Below are 17,269 nucleotides of genomic sequence, written 5' to 3'. Positions count from 1 at the left end.
ATAATCATGAATCATCTGCATCGCTTATTCTTACTTCCGGTCCTTTTATTACTTACTGCTTGCACTACGATGTATCTTGAGGGCCTGGAAAAAGTCGGCATTCCCAAACGGGATGTCATGGTTTATCGTGTTGAGAAAGCGCGCGACACGCAAGAAGAAACCAAAGAGCAATTCAAATCCGCTCTGGAACAATTCACTGCCGCCACTGACTTCCAAGGTGGCGATCTCGAAACCACCTATAACAAGCTGAATGACGCGTATGAAGCCAGCGTCAGCAAAGCCGAGGAAGTAAATAGCCGCATTGCGGATATCGAAAGCGTTTCTGAAGCATTATTTTCAGAATGGAAACAAGAGATTACGCAATACAGTAGTGCATCGATGAAACAAAGCAGCCAAAAGAAACTGGAGTCAACACAAGCACACTACCGCCAATTGATCACCTCAATGAAACAAGCCGAAGCCAAAATTGAACCCATTCTCCGGGTTTTCCAGGATCAGGTCATGTTCCTCAAGCATAATCTGAATGCGCGTGCCATTGCTTCCCTTAAGAATGAATTGGGCACGATCAAATCCGATGTATCCGCACTCATTGCTTCGATGGAACAATCGATCAATGAAGCTAATGCATTTATCAGCACGATGGAAAAATGAATCACCTCAGGACGCTTCGGATTAGCTCATCAGGTACTATTCCGAAGCTTCCAACAACCAGGAAGTACCAGTGGCTTTAAAACCAACCATTTATAAATTCAAGATTGCACTAACGGATCTCAATCGCAATTACTACGACACACTCAATCTGACCATCGCCCAGCACCCATCCGAAACGCTTGAACGCATGATGACCCGCATGCTCGCATTTTGCATTAATGCTCAGGAATCGCTGTTGCTCACCAAGGGGTTGAGTACCGTCGAGGAACCTGACCTCTGGGCACATAGCCCGGATGGCCGAATTACATTGTGGATCGATATCGGCGAACCCGCTCCGGAACGAATCAAAAAAGCGACGCGGCTTGCTGAGACGGTCAAAGTGTATAGTTTTAACTCCAAATCGAATATCTGGTGGATACAGGAACAAGCGAAATTTAATGCATTGACGGCATCTATTTTCCAGTTTCAATGGCACAACATCCAGGCACTGGCAAAGTTAGCCCAACGAACCATGGATATCTCCGTCACGATCTCTGAAGAATCTGCTTATGTGGCGACGGAATTAGGGGAATGTGAGATAGGCTGGGTATCGTTATGCGCTTATTGAGTCTCGTAAAACATAAGAAACAAATATCTCCAGGCTTAATACAATTCAATTTCTGAAATTAAATTTCCTACAATCTCCAACATTGCAATTAAGCCGGCTTCGGAAATATTGCTCTAGTATGTCAGTCACTCCCTATTCTCAAGATACTCTCTGAGTACTATCGCATGGTTATGTTCTTCATCCTTCGCGCCATAAACGAGCGTAACCGCACCATGATTCACGTGCTTGGCGAGTTGCTCGACAGCTTCCGAATTATGACGAAGTTCCAGAAAATAACGATCTCGAAATTCAATCCATTTTAATCGATCATGGCCAAACCATTTGCGCAGAGAAGTACTGGGCGCCACATTCTTGAGCCATAAATCAATATGTGCTGAATCCTTGGAAATCCCTCGCGGCCATAACTGATCGACAAGAATTCTAAATCCGTCACTTGGCACATACGGTTCATACGCTCGCTTAAGCAGTATGGGCATCAGAGCTCGTTTACCCGGCAAAACCGATAACCCAGAAATGACTGAATCGAATAAGCCAGCATTGGTTTTAACTAGACCCCCTCAATCAATACAAACCGTTTCCGCTATATGCCGAAACATCGAATTAGCCGAGAAACCAAACCACTCTCTGGATTCTCCATGGCGCGCACCGATCACCATGCCTGTGGCGCTTTTGTCCGGATATAGCAGCATCGTGATTGAGCGGGCTTTATGATAGGTACAATCAAACTCATACAAGGTTTTAACTGCATGATGCCCGCCTTTTTGCTTCTCATCATAGCTGGAAAGCACCCAAACTTTCCTGAATTGATCGTTCTTCTGCATCGTCTCAGGATCAAAATAATGGGTTTCACCCTGCTTTGTGGCCATATCCAACTTAATCCACTTGGCGTGTACGGGGATGACAACGAATAACAGGAGTAGTACGGGTAAATATTTCTTCATCATTAATTGTTATAATTTGAGCATTTGATTTGTTTTCTCATTCTACTCAATGCCTAAACAGCAGGTAATTCGAACAGGTTTCATTTTTGTGCAACAAAACTATAAATGTGAGTCATTTTGCCATTAAATAGTTCCAACTGCTGGTGTTTTCAACTATTCTTAGCATCCATACGGCCTGTGATATTGGGCTCTTTATCCGCAGATTTTTAAAAAAATGCACGACAATACGATGATTGCAGCTTTGCTGATCGTTGGGACGAATCTGCATCGCGTAAAGATATTCCGTATCGGGTGGACGCTGCGGAAAGTTCTTGTACTAAAACAATCATCCAATGAACACGACGAGCAACGATAGTTTTATGAACAGCCTTAATCTGGAGTTAAATATAATGGAAGAATTGAATCAAGCCTGGATCATGTTAAAGCTTGGTGGAATTATTATCATACCGCTGGTCTTATTGGGGGTTATTGCGGTGGCAATCATGCTTGAGAAGGCATTTATCTATTGGCGCTATGCGCGCCTTTCCAGCGATTTGCTCAATCTGGTGGAAACCTATGGTTTCAAATGGAACGATCTGGAAAAAATACTTTCCGGACTGGATAGTCGTCATTATTACAAGCGTTTCTTTGAAGTGGTGATTTCCAACCGGCATCAGCCAACCTGGTGGACGGAATCCCGTGCCGCCGATGAGGCGCAGATTATTGAGGAATCGCTTGCGCGTCGATTATGGGCGTTGGAAACCATTGTTACCGCGGCACCGCTGCTTGGATTGGTAGGGACGGTGATCGGTATGATGCGTGCCTTTCAAGTGATCGGCAGCGAAGGTCTGGTCAACCCTACAGCGGTTACCGGCGGGGTTGCCGAAGCGCTCATTGCTACCGTGGTCGGTTTGGCAATTGCGTTGGTAGCTTTGTTTGGATTCAACTATTTTTCCCGCCTGCAATCGCTCACGATGGATGAAATGGAACGCCTGGGTACGCGACTGATCGACAATATCCGTCGAGATCAACAGGATTATCACAATGAAACTGCGTAAATCCCGCATCATTCCGAAAGGCAAAATTGAAATCATTCCAATGATCGACGTGATGTTTTTCTTGCTGGCAACATTCATGCTAGCTTCTTTATCGATGCAAAATTTGGATTCATTGCAGGTCGATTTGCCCGAAGGACAAGCAGAAAAGCTTAGCGCGGAAAAGCCGGTCACACTGACGTTAACCAAAGACAGCAAAATCTATATTAATCAGACCATAGTCACGCTGGACACGCTGGCAACCACACTCAAACCGTTACTCGCGGACTCCAAGCAAAAATTGATTGTATCCGCGGATAATGAAGCACCGCAAGGCGTCGTCGTACAGGCCATGCTGCGCGCCCGGTCCGCCGGAGCCCAGCATTTTCTGATTGCGGTCAAACATAAATAACACCTTAAGAATGGCAAGTTCCCGATCGAAAGAAATTCGCCTGTGGTGGCCGCTGCCATTGGCTACGCTGATCTGGCTGCTGACCATCTGGGGTCTAGGATTCTTTTTATCGTTGCCGGAGGTGGAGATTGAAGCGCCACCTCCCATCGCTGCCAGCTTCATCGATTTAGAAGAATCCAAAGATGCTAATAATTCGCTTCCCGCATCACAACCCAGCACACCCGCTCCGCAACCCGAGAAACCCAAAACAGCTGAAACTAAACCCGCACCTAAAACACCACCGGCACCTGCTCAGCCACCGCCGTCAAGACCGCCAACCAAACCTAAGGCACCCGAGAAGCCGAGCAAACCCAAAGCGCCAATCCCGGCGCAGGAAGTTGCAAGAATCAAAGCACCTCCGGAGCCTCCTGCGGATGCTCCCACGGATCTCTCCGAGTATATTAATCAAGCAAAAGCACGTCGCCGCGCTGCGGAAGGAATCTTCGATTCCCAGGAAAATACTGCGTCCAGTAGCGCCGCTAAACAACCTTCAGCGGATGAAATCCGTATGGCGAATGTGCGGCGCAATCTGCAAAACCCAGGTACCAGCGGCATATTCCAGATTCTTCGCATTGGCCCGCGCACGGCGGAATTTTCTTTCCGCGCCTGGACTACCGGTCAAACCAATCCGCGGTTACAGATGATTCGGGTCGAAGCCGGAACCGATGGCGATATTGAACGCGCCATCATCCGCCGTATGATCCAACTGATTCGGGAGTATTACAAAGAAGATTTTAATTGGGAATCGCATCGCCTGCATCGTGTCGTCGTTCTATCCGCGCGAGAAAGGGACACTGCAGGATTGGAAGATTTCTTGATGCGCGAATTTTTCATTAATCCATCACGTTAAATCTTCTCAATTACCTTAAGAAATACTCTAAAAAAGTCGTAATTATGAGAGACAGAGATTAATTTTGTTCTCTCCATTCTGATTAAGAATATCAATTAATTATATTTTATTATTTTACCGACTCTTCCGTGATGCGTGATGATAAGCAATAGCACTATTGAGGTCTTTGTCAATGATTTGCAGCTCGGCATGTATATCAGTGACCTCGATCGTCCTTGGCTTGAAACACCCTACCCTATACAAGGCATCCTGATTCAATCACAACATGATATCGACGAACTTCAGCGTTATTGCAAGCACGTTTACGTGGACATTGACAGGAGTGAGCCATTCGCTGTTCAGCAGCACTTATCAAGCACCTCACATGACTCCCGGTCTATTTCAGATCAAGATAAACCGGCGACAGTAGTATCACATGAATCGAACGCTTCCTCCCATGCTACTTCTACAGTCTCAGATCGGAGTAAGCAGCTAACATCGCATGAAACCAAGTCGCTCGACTCGCTGCTACAACGCGTTAATACCTACAGTGACATCTGCACTGCGGCACAAGAAATTCCAGCGGCCACTAAGGCGTATAATATTGTCTCCACATTATTTACCGATATTAGTACCAACCTCGAATGCAATACCCGAATCAATATGCGCGTAGCGCACGAAGTGGTCGACACATTACGCGAAAGCGTTATTCGTAATCCCGATGCAGCATTGCTGCTGGCGCAACTTAAAACCACCGGAAAAGAACTCTATGACAATGCCATTAAGACTTCAATACATTTGCTTGCCTTCGGCCGCCATCTCGGCTTACCCCACAAGGAATTAACCATTCTTGGACTGGGCGGATTGCTGATGGATATTGGAAAACAGCGCCTGCCTAAAGAAATCCAAAGCAAAAGAAATATGTCACTCACAGCGGATGAACGCAAATTAATGAAACAGCACATCGCGTATGGAGAAGAAATTATCACTCAGTTAAGTGATGCGCCGGAAGAGGTGGTCAAAATTGTTCTGCAACATCATGAACGCGAAAACGGCAACGGCTATCCTTCTGGATTATACGCCAATCAATTACATCCCTATGCGCGCATGGCCGCCATTATTGATTGCTATGAGGAACTTATCTGGGGGGAATCGCAAATTCCGGGTATAAAGCCTTTTCAAGCCCTAAAAGAACTCAAAGATAACGCGCAAAACGGGCTCAATTATACTTTGGTGGAACAATTTTCGCAGTGTATCGGCATGTTTCCGGTAGGCAGTCTGGTTGAACTAAACAGCGGCGAAATTGCCATTATTCTGACTCACAATCGAACACAGCGATTTCTTCCTCAGATCATGATCATCTGCGATGCGCAGAAGAAGCCCTATGATCTTCCTGTAACCTTGGATCTAAGAATCGCCGGTAACAATCCAGGCGGAGTTGAGTACGTCATTGTCAGTGATCTCCCCCAAGGTGCTTACGGAATTGATCCAAAGAAATATTATTTATAAACACCAAAATTTATGACTATCCTAGCTTATCAACACTTTTTACAACAAGCTTCACGAAGATTACACGACGAGTGCCAATCGGGTCGTCGCAATGCCGTGCTGATCATCAACTTTGAGCGCTTAATAGAATTGGATGGCATCCTTGGATTTACAATTGTTGATAATACGTTACAGCAAATTGCCCAACAATTAAGAGATGCTCTGAACCCGGACGATCTGGTCGGCATCACCGGACGCTATCAAATATGCTGCTTACTGGTCGATTTGCTTACGGATGCACATGCCATGCTGGCTGCACATAAAATCCTGCGGATCCTAACGCCCCCATTCGTACTTGACAGGAAAAATATCATCCTGGCTCCACGTCTGGGCGTGGCAGTAAACAGTGCAAGCGGTGATGAGTTGGATCAGTTGATGTGTAACGCAAGCGCGGCCGTGCGCCAAGCAAAACTGGAACAGCTTCCGATCAAGCTCTTTCATACCGAAATGCAAGATCCTCTCCTGTTTCAAATCGATCTCTGGTCGGATTTAGGTAACGCTATCGAGAACGGCGGATTATATTTAGGTTACCAGCCCCAGATCGACATTGTCAGTGGCAAGATCAAATCCACTGAAGCCTTGTTACGATGGCATCATCCACATCACGGGCCGATCCGCACCGATAAACTTATCCAGGTTGCTGAGGGTACCGCGCTCATGTCCAAACTCACACTGTGGGTCTTCCATACCGCATTAAGGGAATGTTCTGAATATCGTAAAGCAGGATTAAATGCCGGTGTTTCGATCAATTTTTCTGCTGACGACCTGCGCGACCCTGAACTTACCGAACTTGTTTTGCAAGGGTTATCTCTATGGAACGTGCCGCCAGAAGATATTACCATCGAGCTGACTGAAACAGCTGTTATGGACAATCAAGCAGGAACTCTGGATACCTTATGCCAGCTCAAGGATATGGGACTGAAGCTGGCCATGGATGACTTTGGAACCGGTTATTCATCGATGGCACGCATGCTGGACTTGCCTCTGGACGAAGTCAAGATCGACATGGTATTTGTCAAACATATGACAACACATCATAAACATGACCGGATCGTCGATTCGATGATCAATCTTGCACATCGGCTGAATCTATCCGTAGTTGCCGAAGGGGTGGAAGATGTCGCAACTTACGAACGCCTACGGACATTAGGATGTGACGTCATTCAAGGTTATCTCATTGGAAAAGCCATGCCGCTACCGGAGCTCATCAAAACTGTCAACGATCAATTTCCTGCTCACTGCTTTCGGACAGCATCGCAAATAATCGCATAAGAAAATCTGTAGTCATGGTTAAATTTCATTCATCAACAGAGACTTACTTATCAATTACTGATTAGAGATACCTTAGCTCCGCCACTGTTTGTAATCAATTTCTTCGTTGCTTTTGCAAAATCCATCAATTCCAGAAACCATAATAGCATGCGGGAAATTTTGATTTTTAGTTAATTAAGTCCCGGGATTTCGAATTCATTTTGATCAACCTGTAACCCGGTGCGCGTAAAAAAATCCTCGCTGATTTCTGAAATCGGAACATTTTGACATTCCAGATTAGTAATCACTTGATGGTTTTTTTCCACCGCAACGCCGTCTTTCGTCCCCCAACCTTTACCGATGGCGGTATACACGATGTAATGATACTGTCCGTTGATAAAACGCAAGTAACCGCCGCCACCGCCCGCAAATATCCAGGTTCGCGCCCGAATGAATTGAGTAACCGGATCGGATGCGTTCATCGCTGGGAATATCAGCTCAGACATACCGAGCGACCCGAATCGATATTGCAAATAACCACTGTGAGCGGAAAAATTCTTCGAAGCACAGACTGAAACTGTTTTTTCCCCCACGGAACAGGAAAATATCACTTGTTCCTGTATCTGGCAATGCGATTCCTTTGCATCCACCAGAGCTGGAAAAAAGAGCAGGCCTATCAAGCCGCTAATGTAAATAGATGCCGTTCTCAAGCCAGTAAAGCGTAATAATTTTTGAAATGTGCGATGCGATCCTCCAAGCCATTAAGACCGCCATTTACTTTCTTAGTGATTTGGGTCACCACCTCGTCTCCGGCACCTTTATCGGCCAGTGAATTGAGTGATCGGATACCCCAGAACCATGCGGCCGACAGTAAAGGATATTTTGAAGCCACCAAGTCAGGATCATTCAGAATGTCATCGCTGGTACTGTTAGAAAAAGCGCTGTAGTTGTCTTTGCCGGTCAACTGAATATACCCCCTGCCCCGGTATTTATACCCTTCCTTGCTGGCTTCGTCCCCATTGCCCATTCTGCCACCATACACTCGTGAGGCTATTTTTTCAGGTTGACGGGCATAACTTTCCGCCAAATTACCCGGGAAATATTTGGCAAATACTTTTTTCAGGCCTGCAGCAGAATAATTCAAATTTTCTTCCCGCGCCTTAAACTCTGCACTTTCATGCGCACACTGAGCAAGAAAGTGCGCTAGGCGCAAGGGCGTATTAATACTAAATTTTTCAGTACAATCAGGAATCTGACCAAGGACAACATCCGGAACATGGGTTTTCAATCGGTCTATCGCTAACATCATCCCCTCCCAAATTTTCTGCAGTTAATGATCCTGCCAAAGTACAATGGATATTCAGTTACACATTATAATCACTACATTTAAAAATCTGCTGAACATGGCTACGATTAAACCGCTTCCTGAGTTATTAATCAATCAAATTGCTGCTGGCGAAGTGGTTGAGCGCCCGGCCGCAGCACTTAAGGAAATTCTGGAAAATAGTGTCGATGCGGGTGCCACGAAAATTAACGTACAACTTCAGCAAGGCGGTGTAAAGCAGATTCGCGTTGCCGATGATGGCTTCGGCATTGCCAAAGATGAGCTGCAGCTAGCCCTGACTCGCCACAGCACCAGCAAAATCAGCACACTGGAGGATTTGCACCAGATCACCAGTCTGGGCTTTCGTGGTGAAGCATTAGCCAGCATTGCTGCGATTTCACGCTTGAGCTTGGCCAGCCGCCAAGTAGAGCAAATCCATGCCTGGCAAATTCTGGTAGAAGGCAAATCGGTCTCGCAGCCTATGCCTTCATCATTGGCACAGGGCACTACGTTGGATGTCAATGATTTGTACTTCAATATTCCTGCCAGACGCAAATTTCTAAAGTCGGAAGCCACCGAATTTGCGCATTGCGACGAAACCTTTAAGCGTATTGCCTTATCGCAATCAGGCATTGAATTCGTTCTACAACATAATGGCAAAGCCCGACGGCATTTACGCGCTGGCGATCCTGCACAAAGAATTGCCTCAGTGTTAGGAGAAGAATTCAAGCAAGCCGCCGCATGGATTGACGAACAGTCGGCTGAGATGCATTTGCACGGCATGGTTGCGTTACCGGCTTATGCACGATCATCGCGCGATACGCAGTATTTCTTTGTCAACCATCGTTTCGTCAACGACAAGCTAATTTCGCATGCGCTGCGCGAAGCCTATCGGGATGTGCTGCATCTGGGGCGGCATCCGGCTTTTGTTTTGTTTCTTGACATTCACCCGGGAAGCGTTGATGTCAATGTACACCCGACTAAAACAGAGGTACGTTTCCGCGAACCACGCGCGCTGCACCAATTTATTTTTCATGCGATTAACAAAGCACTGGCTTCACCGCATAAAGAACTGCCATCTGGAGAACTGACATCAATCGCCCGGCCTTACCAGATTTATCCAAAAACCGATCAGACTCAGGGCGGTACAGTATCCCAACCGACCAGCTTTTACGGCACCTTGTTTGGCACGGAAGCACGCTCTATCCCTACACTCCCGGTTAACATAGACCCTACCGCACCTGCAATTAAACCTGACAAATCGATCGCGATCGAAAATAATCAGGATAATCATCCCCTCGGTTTTGCGCTCGGACAGCTACATGGCATTTATATTCTGGCGCAAAATGCACGCGGCCTGATTGTTGTCGACATGCATGCCGCACATGAACGCATTTTGTACGAAAAACTCAAGCAAGCACTTGATCAACATGAAATATCGATGCAACCGCTGTTAATTCCGGTCACTTTTTATGCCGAGCATCTGGAAATCGCCGCAATCGAAGAAAACCAGGCAATCCTGGATCGATTAGGATTTGAGATTGCAGTGCTTTCACCTACGACAGTAGCAGTGCGCGCAGTACCGGCCACACTGCAACATGCCGATATCGCACAACTGGCGCGCGACATCCTGCGCGAAATCCGTGAGTATGGCGCAAGTCAGATTCTGGCCGCCAAACGCAATGAAATACTTGCAACGATGGCTTGCCACGGCGCGATTCGCGCCAACCGCAAGTTGACCCTTGAGGAAATGAATGCCTTGTTGCGTGAAATGGAAATGACCGAACGTGCCGCTCAATGCAATCACGGCAGACCCACCTGGTTTGAAACCAGTTTAGCTGATCTGGATAAATTATTTATGCGCGGAAAGTGAATAAGCCTTCACCCCCTCGCGAGTGTTTAGGGCAACGTAAATATGAACAGTGCAAACTGATTATAGAATGCGGGGAAGTAGCCGTCATCCGATCACGAACGGCCCAAGTGACTATACGTTGCGTTTACTAATCTTACCGAATTCAATAAATTTGCAATTTTACAGAACCGTTTCATCAATATAGGGTTGATTAGCCTGGAGACGAATAATATTTTCGGTTGTAATACGCGCTATTTCACTGAGCGCTTCATGGGTGAGAAAAGCTTGATGTGATGTCATCAGAACATTGGGATACGCCAGTAAAAGATTAAGTTCATCATCTTGCAGAATATGTCCGGAATGATCTTCAAAAAAGACCCCCCCTTCTCTCTCGTAGACATCGAGTGCGACACCACCGATACAGTCTGCTTTAAGGGCTTCCAGGAGGCCGGTAGTATCAATCAATCCTCCCCGACTGGTATTGACAAGATACACGCCTTGTTTCATTTGCTTGAATGTCTCACGACATAGCAAGTGGTAAGTTTCGGAATTAAGCGGAAGATGCAGGGAGATTATATCGCTTTCATTTAATAAACCGGATAAGGACGTATATTCGATTCCTTGTTGAGCCGCCCAATCATGACATGGGCTGATGTCATGGGCGATAACCCGACAATCAAAACCTCGATAGATTTTGGCGGCAATACGACCAATTTTACCCGTTCCCACAATGCCCACAGTCTTTCCTGCAAGGTCAAAACCAATGAGTCCGGTGAGAGAGAAATTGTGCTCGCGTACACGATTATAAGCGCGATGAATATGCCGATTAAGCGTTAATAGAAGACCTACGGAATGTTCAGCTACAGCGTGAGGAGAGTACGCAGGTACACGCACGATGGTAAAACCAAACTCCTTGGCGGCTTTGAGATCTACATTATTATACCCGGCACAGCGCAAAGCAATCAGCTTTACCCCGGCTTTGGAAAGTTGAGCGATGCAAGTACGATCCAAGCAATCATTTACAAAAATGCATACCGCATCCATCCCTGTGGCAGTAGCCGCTGTTGATGCGGAAAGTCGGAATTCATGAAATTGCCAATCAATTTTTTCATGGAATAAAGCATTCTGGAAATATTCGCGATCATAAGGTTTCGTATCATATAACGCTGCGGAAATCATTTTAAATCTTCTCTATTTTCCTATACTGGAAACTTGTAAATGGCGGAGTCATAATGTAACACTGAAGCGCACTATTTTTCGCCGCGATAGCAAAATATAAAAGTGTAGCAGCCTGAACATATGCTATGCACACAAAATTGCTTTTTCTACACATCATTGAATATGAATCTTAGAATTCTATTGATTAGAATTAAGTTTAAGATTAAAAGTGAAATGGATGAATACATGTGTTCCATCTAATAGTTTGAGCTTGCGACTGGCTATCAGCACTAAGATATAATCAGTTGCAAAAGCACCGAAGCGCGAAAACACCTATTCTATAAGGATTGCAAGTTATGACTCACGAACATCACAAGCATGTACAGCATAACCACGATCATCACACGAATCACCATGCTAAAACGACCGATCCCGTTTGCGGCATGACGGTTGATTCACAAACTGCGAAGCATCGCGCAGAGCATGATGAGCACACTTACTATTTCTGCTCTGCCCACTGTCACGATAAATTCGTGGCCACACCCGATATTTATTTAGCGGGCAAGATTCCAATCGAGGAATCTGCATCCGACACTATCTATACCTGTCCGATGCATCCACAAATCCGGCAGACCGGACCGGGAAGTTGTCCCCTCTGCGGTATGGCATTGGAACCGGCAGAAATCTCGCTTGACGACGCACCCAATTCGGAGCTTGTCGACATGACCCGCCGCTTCTGGATCAGCCTCATGTTGACAACCCCGGTCTTCATCTTGGAAATGGGCGGCCACCTGCTCGGCTTGGCACATCTTATATCTGCACAGATTTCCAATTGGATACAATTATCATTGGCAACACCAGTCGTCTTGTGGGCAGGGTGGCCGTTCTTCGTGCGCGGCTGGCAATCGATCAGGAACCGCGCACTTAATATGTTCACACTGATTGCGATGGGTACCGGCGTGGCATGGATCTATAGTATCGTTGCCACTATTGCACCTGACCTCTTTCCCGATACTTTTCGCAGCAGCGATGGATCGGTCGCAGTTTATTTCGAAGCTGCGGCAGTCATCACCGTCCTAGTGTTATTGGGTCAGGTGCTCGAATTGCGAGCGCGCGAACGTACCTCTGGCGCGATTAAAGCCTTACTCAATTTGTCACCAACGACGGCCCGTCGTCTTGGCGACGACGATACGGAAGAGGAGATCAATCTGGATCAGGTAATGATGGGGAATCGCCTACGGGTACGTCCCGGCGACCGGATACCGGTCGATGGCAAAGTGATCGAAGGCGGTTCAAATGTCGATGAATCGATGGTAACCGGTGAATCCATGCCCGTTCGCAAGCAATCCGGCGATAAGGTAATCGGCGGCACCATCAACGGTCAGGGCAGTTTTGTGATGCATGCGGAAAAAGTTGGACGTGACACCATGCTGGCACAAATCGTCCGCATGGTATCGGAAGCACAACGCTCGCGTGCACCGATTCAGCGCTTGGCGGACATCGTGGCTGGCTGGTTCGTTCCAGCAGTCATGCTGATCGCCATACTTGCTTTTGTCGCCTGGTCGATTTGGGGTCCGTCGCCCGCTATGGGGTATGCGCTGATCGCCGCCGTCAGCGTGCTGATCATCGCCTGTCCATGCGCACTGGGTCTGGCGACACCGATGTCGATCATGGTGGGCGTCGGACGGGGCGCGACCGAAGGTGTTCTGATCAAAAACGCCGAAGCATTAGAACGCATGGAAAAGGTCGACACCATTGTGATTGATAAGACCGGTACGCTGACCGAAGGCAGACCCAGGGTCACGGCAATCCGCGCTGCTGGCAATATTGACGAAAACGAGCTGCTACGTCTTGCGGCCAGCCTGGAACAAGGAAGCGAGCACCCTCTGGCTGCCGCCATCGTCGCTGCAGCCAAGGAGCGCTCGATTGCGCTGATCAAGGCGACCGACTTTGACTCACCTACTGGCAAAGGCGTAGTCGGTACTGTCGATGGACACCGCATTGTCCTGGGCAATACCAAGTTTCTCGCAGAATTGAATATCGACACCCGGGTGTTGGAAGCACAAGCAGATGACCTGCGCCAACAGGGAGCGACAGTAATCTTCGTGGCAGTCGATGGAGCGACAGCCGGTATTGTCGCTATCGCCGATCCGGTGAAGGAGTCGACACCCGCTGCTATTGACGCTCTGCACGCCGACGGCATCCGCATCGTCATGCTGACCGGTGACAATCGCATTACGGCTGAAGCAGTCGCCCGGCAACTGGGTATCGACGAAGTGGAAGCGGAAGTGTTACCCGATCAGAAAGCGGCAATCGTCATGAGATTGCGCGAACAAGGGCGAGTGGTCGCCATGGCGGGGGATGGAGTCAACGATGCTCCGGCTTTGGCCACCGCCGATGTTGGCATTGCTATGGGTACGGGCACCGATGTCGCGATTGAAAGCGCAGGGGTAACCTTGCTGCGCGGCGATTTGCTGGGTATTGTCCGGGCGCGACGTTTATCCGAAGCAACCATGCGCAATATCCGCCAGAACCTGTTCTTCGCCTTTATCTACAATGCAGCTGGCGTACCGATCGCAGCCGGGGTGCTTTATCCGTTCTTCGGTATCTTGCTGTCACCGATTTTTGCTGCGGCAGCGATGTCGCTATCTTCGGTCAGCGTAATCGTCAATGCATTGCGGCTACGCGCCATTAAGCTGAGGTAAGTATAGAAAGTTTCAAACAACGCTTCTGAATTTTTAATTTTATAAGTAATGTAAAACGAGTACTATCAAAATTTGGCAAAGTTTTAGTTCACAATCCCATAAATCAGGAGGTGCAACATGGCAAAGATTCTTGTTTTGTATTACAGCATGTATGGTCATATTGAAATCATGGCCAACGCGGTAGCTGAAGGTGCGCTCAACGTCGAGAATACAGAGGTTGTCGTTAAACGTGTCCCCGAGCTCATGTCGGAAGAAGTGGCACGAAGGGTCGGTGCCAAACTTGATCAGCCAGCGCCCATAGCGACGGTGGATGAATTGCCCGATTACGATGCCATCATCTTTGGTACACCTACGCGTTTCGGCAATATGTGCGCGCAAATGCGCAATTTTCTGGACCAGACAGGCCGGTTATGGCTCAGCGGTGGACTGATAGGCAAAGTAGGTAGCGTGTTTACGTCTACCGGCACCCAGCACGGTGGCCAGGAAACCACGATCACCTCATTTCATACCACCTTGCTCCACCACGGCATGATCATCGTGGGCGTTCCTTATTCCTGCCAGGAGATCATGAACATGAGCGAAATCACCGGTGGATCACCTTATGGAGCAAGTACGCTGGCCGGTGGCGATGGGAAACGTCAACCATCAGAAAATGAAATAAAAATTGCGCGCTTTCAAGGTACTCATGTTGCGGAAGTGACCGGCAGATTATGTCGTGAATAAGCCAACTTAATAAAGTGATATTACTCAAATTTAAAAAATGTACTGCCTCTCTACCAGCAGACGATTTTAACGATGACAAACCAAATATCACAAGCGCTTTCACCAGTTTTATTTTTACCGCACGGTGGCGGGCCATTACCGATTCTGGGCGACAAAGGGCATGAAAAGATGGTTTCTTTTCTGCGGAAAATCGCAAGTGAGCTGAACGAGCCATCCGCGATTTTAGTCATCAGCGCCCACTGGGAAGAGGAACAGGCAACGATAACCAGTGGCAATCATCCTGAAATAATTTATGACTACTATGGATTTCCTGCCGAGGCCTACAAAATTCAATATGCGGCACCGGGTAATCCCGTGTTGGCGAAAAAAATTTACACCCTGTTAATGGCGAGCGACATACCGGCGAGACTCGATGAGCAGCGAGGTTTTGATCATGGCTTATTTGTGCCGCTCAAGCTGATGTTTCCGCAAGCGCGGATTCCTTGCATTCAGCTATCGTTGCTAAAGAATTTGAATCCTCAAATGCATATTGCGCTTGGAAAGGCAATTGCGTCTTTACGTGAGAAAAATATTCTGATTATCGGTTCAGGCATGTCATTTCATAATTTGAAAACATTTTTCACAAACGATATCGATAGCAGCAGAGAAAACAATGCGTTTGATCATTGGTTGATTGAAACGTGCACCCATCCGGAGATTTTATCTGAAGTGCGTAAACAACGATTGATTGAATGGGAGAAGGCACCGTTTGCCCGATTCTGTCATCCGCGAGAAGAACATTTATTGCCTTTGCATGTTTGCTACGGTATTGCCTGTGCCGGTACGCCAATAGCAAAAGTTGTATTTAATGATGAGATTATGGGGGAAAAAGTAACAAGCTTGCTGTGGCAGTAGGATCATGGAATGGAGAATCCGTATGAAAAAGACAAAATTGGAAAATTGGGTATCCGGTTGCATATTCGCGATCTTTTTAACGATAAGCAACGCGTGGTCAGCGGAGGATGAGAAAACCACTCCTGGATTTGCATGGAAAGATGGTGCAGAAATTTACGCCAAAATTTGTGCATATTGTCATGAAGCGCAAGTCGGGCCGCAAATTCGCCATCGCGACCTTCCCGCAACTTATATTCGCGCAATCGTCCGCAATGGAAATCGTGCCATGCCAGCATTTCGCGCTTCAGAAATCGACGATGAATCATTAGTCAAACTGGTGGATTTCATTTCAAAAAAAGAAACTCAGCATTAAGGAGATCACATTCCATGGATGAAACGCGACGTAGCCTCATCAAAGGCATGCTGACTGGCGGAACCTTGCTGGCTTTCGGTATTCCTACCGTTACGCAAGCGGTGTCCATCGGCCAAACACTGTCAGATAGTGCGCGCAATTGCCAGTTGTTACTGGGGAATACCCCGATAGACGAGGCATTTGCCAAAGGTGCTCAAGCTGCTTGTACCCGATACAGCAGCTTCAGCCAAGAAGGCGCATTATCAACATTTCAATTAACAAATGAACTATTAATCGACCCTCTGCGTATAGCCGAATTATTGACGCAATCCCGCAATATGCGCTGGGTAGCCATCATGGATTATGCCAATGCGGCCATATTCACCGAGTTGGTGCGAAACTCTGAACGGCGTCTCCTTGCATTAGGCTCGCATATGTCCACATCCAGCAATAACGCCTCCCTCCCGCTGCGCCATGTGTGGACTACCGCATCGTCGGCATACAGCGCCGGAGGACTGCTGGCATCCCTGCTTGTTCAAAATCAACCTGATTTCTCTATTGTCGAAAATTTTCTTGAACAAGCGAAAGCAGATAGCGCAATGAAAGATTCATCACTAGCGGGATTCTCATCTTATTTGCTGGCTGAAAAACCTGCAACTTATTTGCATTGCGCTGGCATTTCTCCGCTGGAAGCCAGTCAACTGCTTGGCTGGAAAGCATCCAAAAATTGGGAATCGGCATCATCCGGGGGCGATGAATCTTCCATCAATCAAGACCAAACAGCGCCGGGGGCAACACTTGAACATCTCCGATTTGACAACTGGATAGAAGCTACCGGCTATGCGGTTGTGGCAACTGCAATGGGTATGGGAACACATCAGGAACCTTGTTCCAGCCGCGCATTCGTGCATCAATCAGGTCAGCGCCGTCTGGATCATCAAGGGTTATCGGGAAATCATTTCGCTTCGTTCGTAATCGACGTGTAGGGAGA

Annotated in this window: 18 protein-coding genes; 13 read left to right on the top strand and 5 right to left on the bottom strand. The window is 47.4% G+C overall.

What is annotated here, in order from left to right; all coding sequences use genetic code 11:
* The first annotated feature begins 6 nt into the window (after positions 1–6).
* A complete protein-coding gene (locus ATY38_RS07010; protein WP_062558678.1) occupies positions 7–651 on the top strand; it encodes a DUF2959 domain-containing protein in 645 nt (214 codons plus the stop codon).
* Between the two features lie 70 nt (positions 652–721).
* Complete coding sequence (locus tag ATY38_RS07005) at positions 722–1,258, top strand: YaeQ family protein (RefSeq protein WP_062558677.1); 537 nt, start codon at positions 722–724, stop codon at positions 1,256–1,258.
* Between the two features lie 125 nt (positions 1,259–1,383).
* On the opposite strand, the gene ATY38_RS07000 is transcribed toward ATY38_RS07005, so the two are convergent.
* Positions 1,384–1,734, bottom strand: a complete 351-nt coding sequence (locus ATY38_RS07000) for a DUF488 domain-containing protein (RefSeq protein ID WP_062558676.1) — start codon at positions 1,732–1,734, stop codon at positions 1,384–1,386.
* Between the two features lie 81 nt (positions 1,735–1,815).
* Positions 1,816–2,202, bottom strand: coding sequence for a surface-adhesin E family protein (locus tag ATY38_RS06995; protein WP_235590418.1), 387 nt, complete (start codon positions 2,200–2,202; stop codon positions 1,816–1,818).
* 386 nt (positions 2,203–2,588) lie between these two features.
* Here ATY38_RS06995 and ATY38_RS06990 point away from each other — a divergent pair, with 386 nt between their 5' ends.
* From ATY38_RS06990 to ATY38_RS06970, 5 genes are all read left to right on the top strand, one after another.
* Positions 2,589–3,236: a MotA/TolQ/ExbB proton channel family protein gene (locus ATY38_RS06990; RefSeq protein WP_041363162.1), complete on the top strand. Its 648-nt coding sequence runs from the start codon at positions 2,589–2,591 to the stop codon at positions 3,234–3,236.
* Entirely contained in the window at positions 3,223–3,624 is a 402-nt protein-coding gene (locus ATY38_RS06985) for an ExbD/TolR family protein (RefSeq protein ID WP_013648430.1), read from the top strand. The genes ATY38_RS06990 and ATY38_RS06985 overlap by 14 nt, the downstream gene beginning before the upstream one ends.
* Positions 3,625–3,634: 10 nt before the next feature.
* Positions 3,635–4,513 (top strand): hypothetical protein, encoded by an 879-nt coding sequence (locus ATY38_RS06980; protein WP_062558675.1) that lies wholly within the window; start codon positions 3,635–3,637, stop codon positions 4,511–4,513.
* A 138-nt stretch (positions 4,514–4,651) separates the two neighbouring features.
* Complete coding sequence (locus ATY38_RS06975; protein WP_062558674.1) at positions 4,652–6,001, top strand: HD-GYP domain-containing protein; 1,350 nt, start codon at positions 4,652–4,654, stop codon at positions 5,999–6,001.
* A 12-nt stretch (positions 6,002–6,013) separates the two neighbouring features.
* Positions 6,014–7,312, top strand: a complete 1,299-nt coding sequence (locus ATY38_RS06970) for a putative bifunctional diguanylate cyclase/phosphodiesterase (RefSeq protein WP_062558673.1) — start codon at positions 6,014–6,016, stop codon at positions 7,310–7,312.
* Between the two features lie 170 nt (positions 7,313–7,482).
* Here the strand turns inward: ATY38_RS06970 and ATY38_RS16455 are convergent, their stop codons facing one another.
* Together ATY38_RS16455 and ATY38_RS06960 are read right to left on the bottom strand one after the other, a co-directional pair.
* Positions 7,483–7,797, bottom strand: a complete 315-nt coding sequence (locus ATY38_RS16455; RefSeq protein WP_235590417.1) for a hypothetical protein — start codon at positions 7,795–7,797, stop codon at positions 7,483–7,485.
* A 200-nt stretch (positions 7,798–7,997) separates the two neighbouring features.
* Positions 7,998–8,600, bottom strand: coding sequence for a glycoside hydrolase family 19 protein (locus ATY38_RS06960; protein WP_235590416.1), 603 nt, complete (start codon positions 8,598–8,600; stop codon positions 7,998–8,000).
* A gap of 94 nt (positions 8,601–8,694) precedes the next feature.
* Between ATY38_RS06960 and mutL the strand changes: the two genes are divergently transcribed.
* Positions 8,695–10,488, top strand: a complete 1,794-nt coding sequence (mutL, locus tag ATY38_RS06955; RefSeq protein WP_062560136.1) for a DNA mismatch repair endonuclease MutL — start codon at positions 8,695–8,697, stop codon at positions 10,486–10,488.
* Between the two features lie 159 nt (positions 10,489–10,647).
* Here mutL and ATY38_RS06950 read toward each other — a convergent pair whose 3' ends face one another.
* Positions 10,648–11,646, bottom strand: a complete 999-nt coding sequence (locus tag ATY38_RS06950; protein ID WP_062558670.1) for a 2-hydroxyacid dehydrogenase — start codon at positions 11,644–11,646, stop codon at positions 10,648–10,650.
* A gap of 335 nt (positions 11,647–11,981) precedes the next feature.
* Between ATY38_RS06950 and ATY38_RS06945 the strand changes: the two genes are divergently transcribed.
* The 5 genes from ATY38_RS06945 (at position 11,982) to ATY38_RS06925 (ending at position 17,264) form a co-directional block, all read left to right on the top strand.
* On the top strand, positions 11,982–14,330 hold the full coding sequence (locus tag ATY38_RS06945) for a heavy metal translocating P-type ATPase (protein WP_062558669.1): 2,349 nt from the start codon (positions 11,982–11,984) through the stop codon (positions 14,328–14,330).
* A 117-nt stretch (positions 14,331–14,447) separates the two neighbouring features.
* The gene (wrbA, locus tag ATY38_RS06940) at positions 14,448–15,053 is read left to right on the top strand and encodes an NAD(P)H:quinone oxidoreductase (RefSeq protein ID WP_062558668.1); all 606 of its coding nucleotides are present in this window, start codon (positions 14,448–14,450) and stop codon (positions 15,051–15,053) included.
* A gap of 72 nt (positions 15,054–15,125) precedes the next feature.
* Positions 15,126–15,947 (top strand): DODA-type extradiol aromatic ring-opening family dioxygenase, encoded by an 822-nt coding sequence (locus tag ATY38_RS06935; RefSeq protein ID WP_062558667.1) that lies wholly within the window; start codon positions 15,126–15,128, stop codon positions 15,945–15,947.
* A gap of 22 nt (positions 15,948–15,969) precedes the next feature.
* Positions 15,970–16,299, top strand: coding sequence for a c-type cytochrome (locus ATY38_RS06930; protein WP_062558666.1), 330 nt, complete (start codon positions 15,970–15,972; stop codon positions 16,297–16,299).
* Between the two features lie 14 nt (positions 16,300–16,313).
* Positions 16,314–17,264 carry a hypothetical protein gene (locus ATY38_RS06925; RefSeq protein WP_062558665.1) on the top strand — a complete coding sequence of 317 codons (951 nt, stop codon included), beginning with the start codon at positions 16,314–16,316 and terminating at the stop codon, positions 17,262–17,264.
* Positions 17,265–17,269 lie beyond the last annotated feature (5 nt).

This window comes from Nitrosomonas ureae (assembly GCF_001455205.1).
Taxonomy (GTDB): Bacteria; Pseudomonadota; Gammaproteobacteria; order Burkholderiales; family Nitrosomonadaceae; genus Nitrosomonas; species Nitrosomonas ureae.
The sequence above is the reverse complement of the archived record's forward strand: the minus strand, read 5'-3'. Positions and strand labels throughout refer to the sequence as shown.

What these genes read in the sequence shown, in the direction of transcription:
- ATY38_RS07010 (WP_062558678.1), top strand. Translation starts at nt 7, where the DNA reads ATGAATCATCTGCATCGCTTATTCTTACTTCCGGTCCTTTTATTACTT.
- ATY38_RS07000 (WP_062558676.1), bottom strand. Translation starts at nt 1,734, where the DNA reads ATGCCCATACTGCTTAAGCGAGCGTATGAACCGTATGTGCCAAGTGAC.
- ATY38_RS06995 (WP_235590418.1), bottom strand. Translation starts at nt 2,202, where the DNA reads ATGATGAAGAAATATTTACCCGTACTACTCCTGTTATTCGTTGTCATC.
- ATY38_RS06990 (WP_041363162.1), top strand. Translation starts at nt 2,589, where the DNA reads ATGGAAGAATTGAATCAAGCCTGGATCATGTTAAAGCTTGGTGGAATT.
- ATY38_RS06985 (WP_013648430.1), top strand. Translation starts at nt 3,223, where the DNA reads ATGAAACTGCGTAAATCCCGCATCATTCCGAAAGGCAAAATTGAAATC.
- ATY38_RS06980 (WP_062558675.1), top strand. Translation starts at nt 3,635, where the DNA reads ATGGCAAGTTCCCGATCGAAAGAAATTCGCCTGTGGTGGCCGCTGCCA.
- ATY38_RS06975 (WP_062558674.1), top strand. Translation starts at nt 4,652, where the DNA reads ATGATAAGCAATAGCACTATTGAGGTCTTTGTCAATGATTTGCAGCTC.
- ATY38_RS06970 (WP_062558673.1), top strand. Translation starts at nt 6,014, where the DNA reads ATGACTATCCTAGCTTATCAACACTTTTTACAACAAGCTTCACGAAGA.
- ATY38_RS16455 (WP_235590417.1), bottom strand. Translation starts at nt 7,797, where the DNA reads ATGTCTGAGCTGATATTCCCAGCGATGAACGCATCCGATCCGGTTACT.
- ATY38_RS06960 (WP_235590416.1), bottom strand. Translation starts at nt 8,600, where the DNA reads ATGATGTTAGCGATAGACCGATTGAAAACCCATGTTCCGGATGTTGTC.
- mutL (WP_062560136.1), top strand. Translation starts at nt 8,695, where the DNA reads ATGGCTACGATTAAACCGCTTCCTGAGTTATTAATCAATCAAATTGCT.
- ATY38_RS06950 (WP_062558670.1), bottom strand. Translation starts at nt 11,646, where the DNA reads ATGATTTCCGCAGCGTTATATGATACGAAACCTTATGATCGCGAATAT.
- ATY38_RS06945 (WP_062558669.1), top strand. Translation starts at nt 11,982, where the DNA reads ATGACTCACGAACATCACAAGCATGTACAGCATAACCACGATCATCAC.
- wrbA (WP_062558668.1), top strand. Translation starts at nt 14,448, where the DNA reads ATGGCAAAGATTCTTGTTTTGTATTACAGCATGTATGGTCATATTGAA.
- ATY38_RS06935 (WP_062558667.1), top strand. Translation starts at nt 15,126, where the DNA reads ATGACAAACCAAATATCACAAGCGCTTTCACCAGTTTTATTTTTACCG.
- ATY38_RS06930 (WP_062558666.1), top strand. Translation starts at nt 15,970, where the DNA reads ATGAAAAAGACAAAATTGGAAAATTGGGTATCCGGTTGCATATTCGCG.
- ATY38_RS06925 (WP_062558665.1), top strand. Translation starts at nt 16,314, where the DNA reads ATGGATGAAACGCGACGTAGCCTCATCAAAGGCATGCTGACTGGCGGA.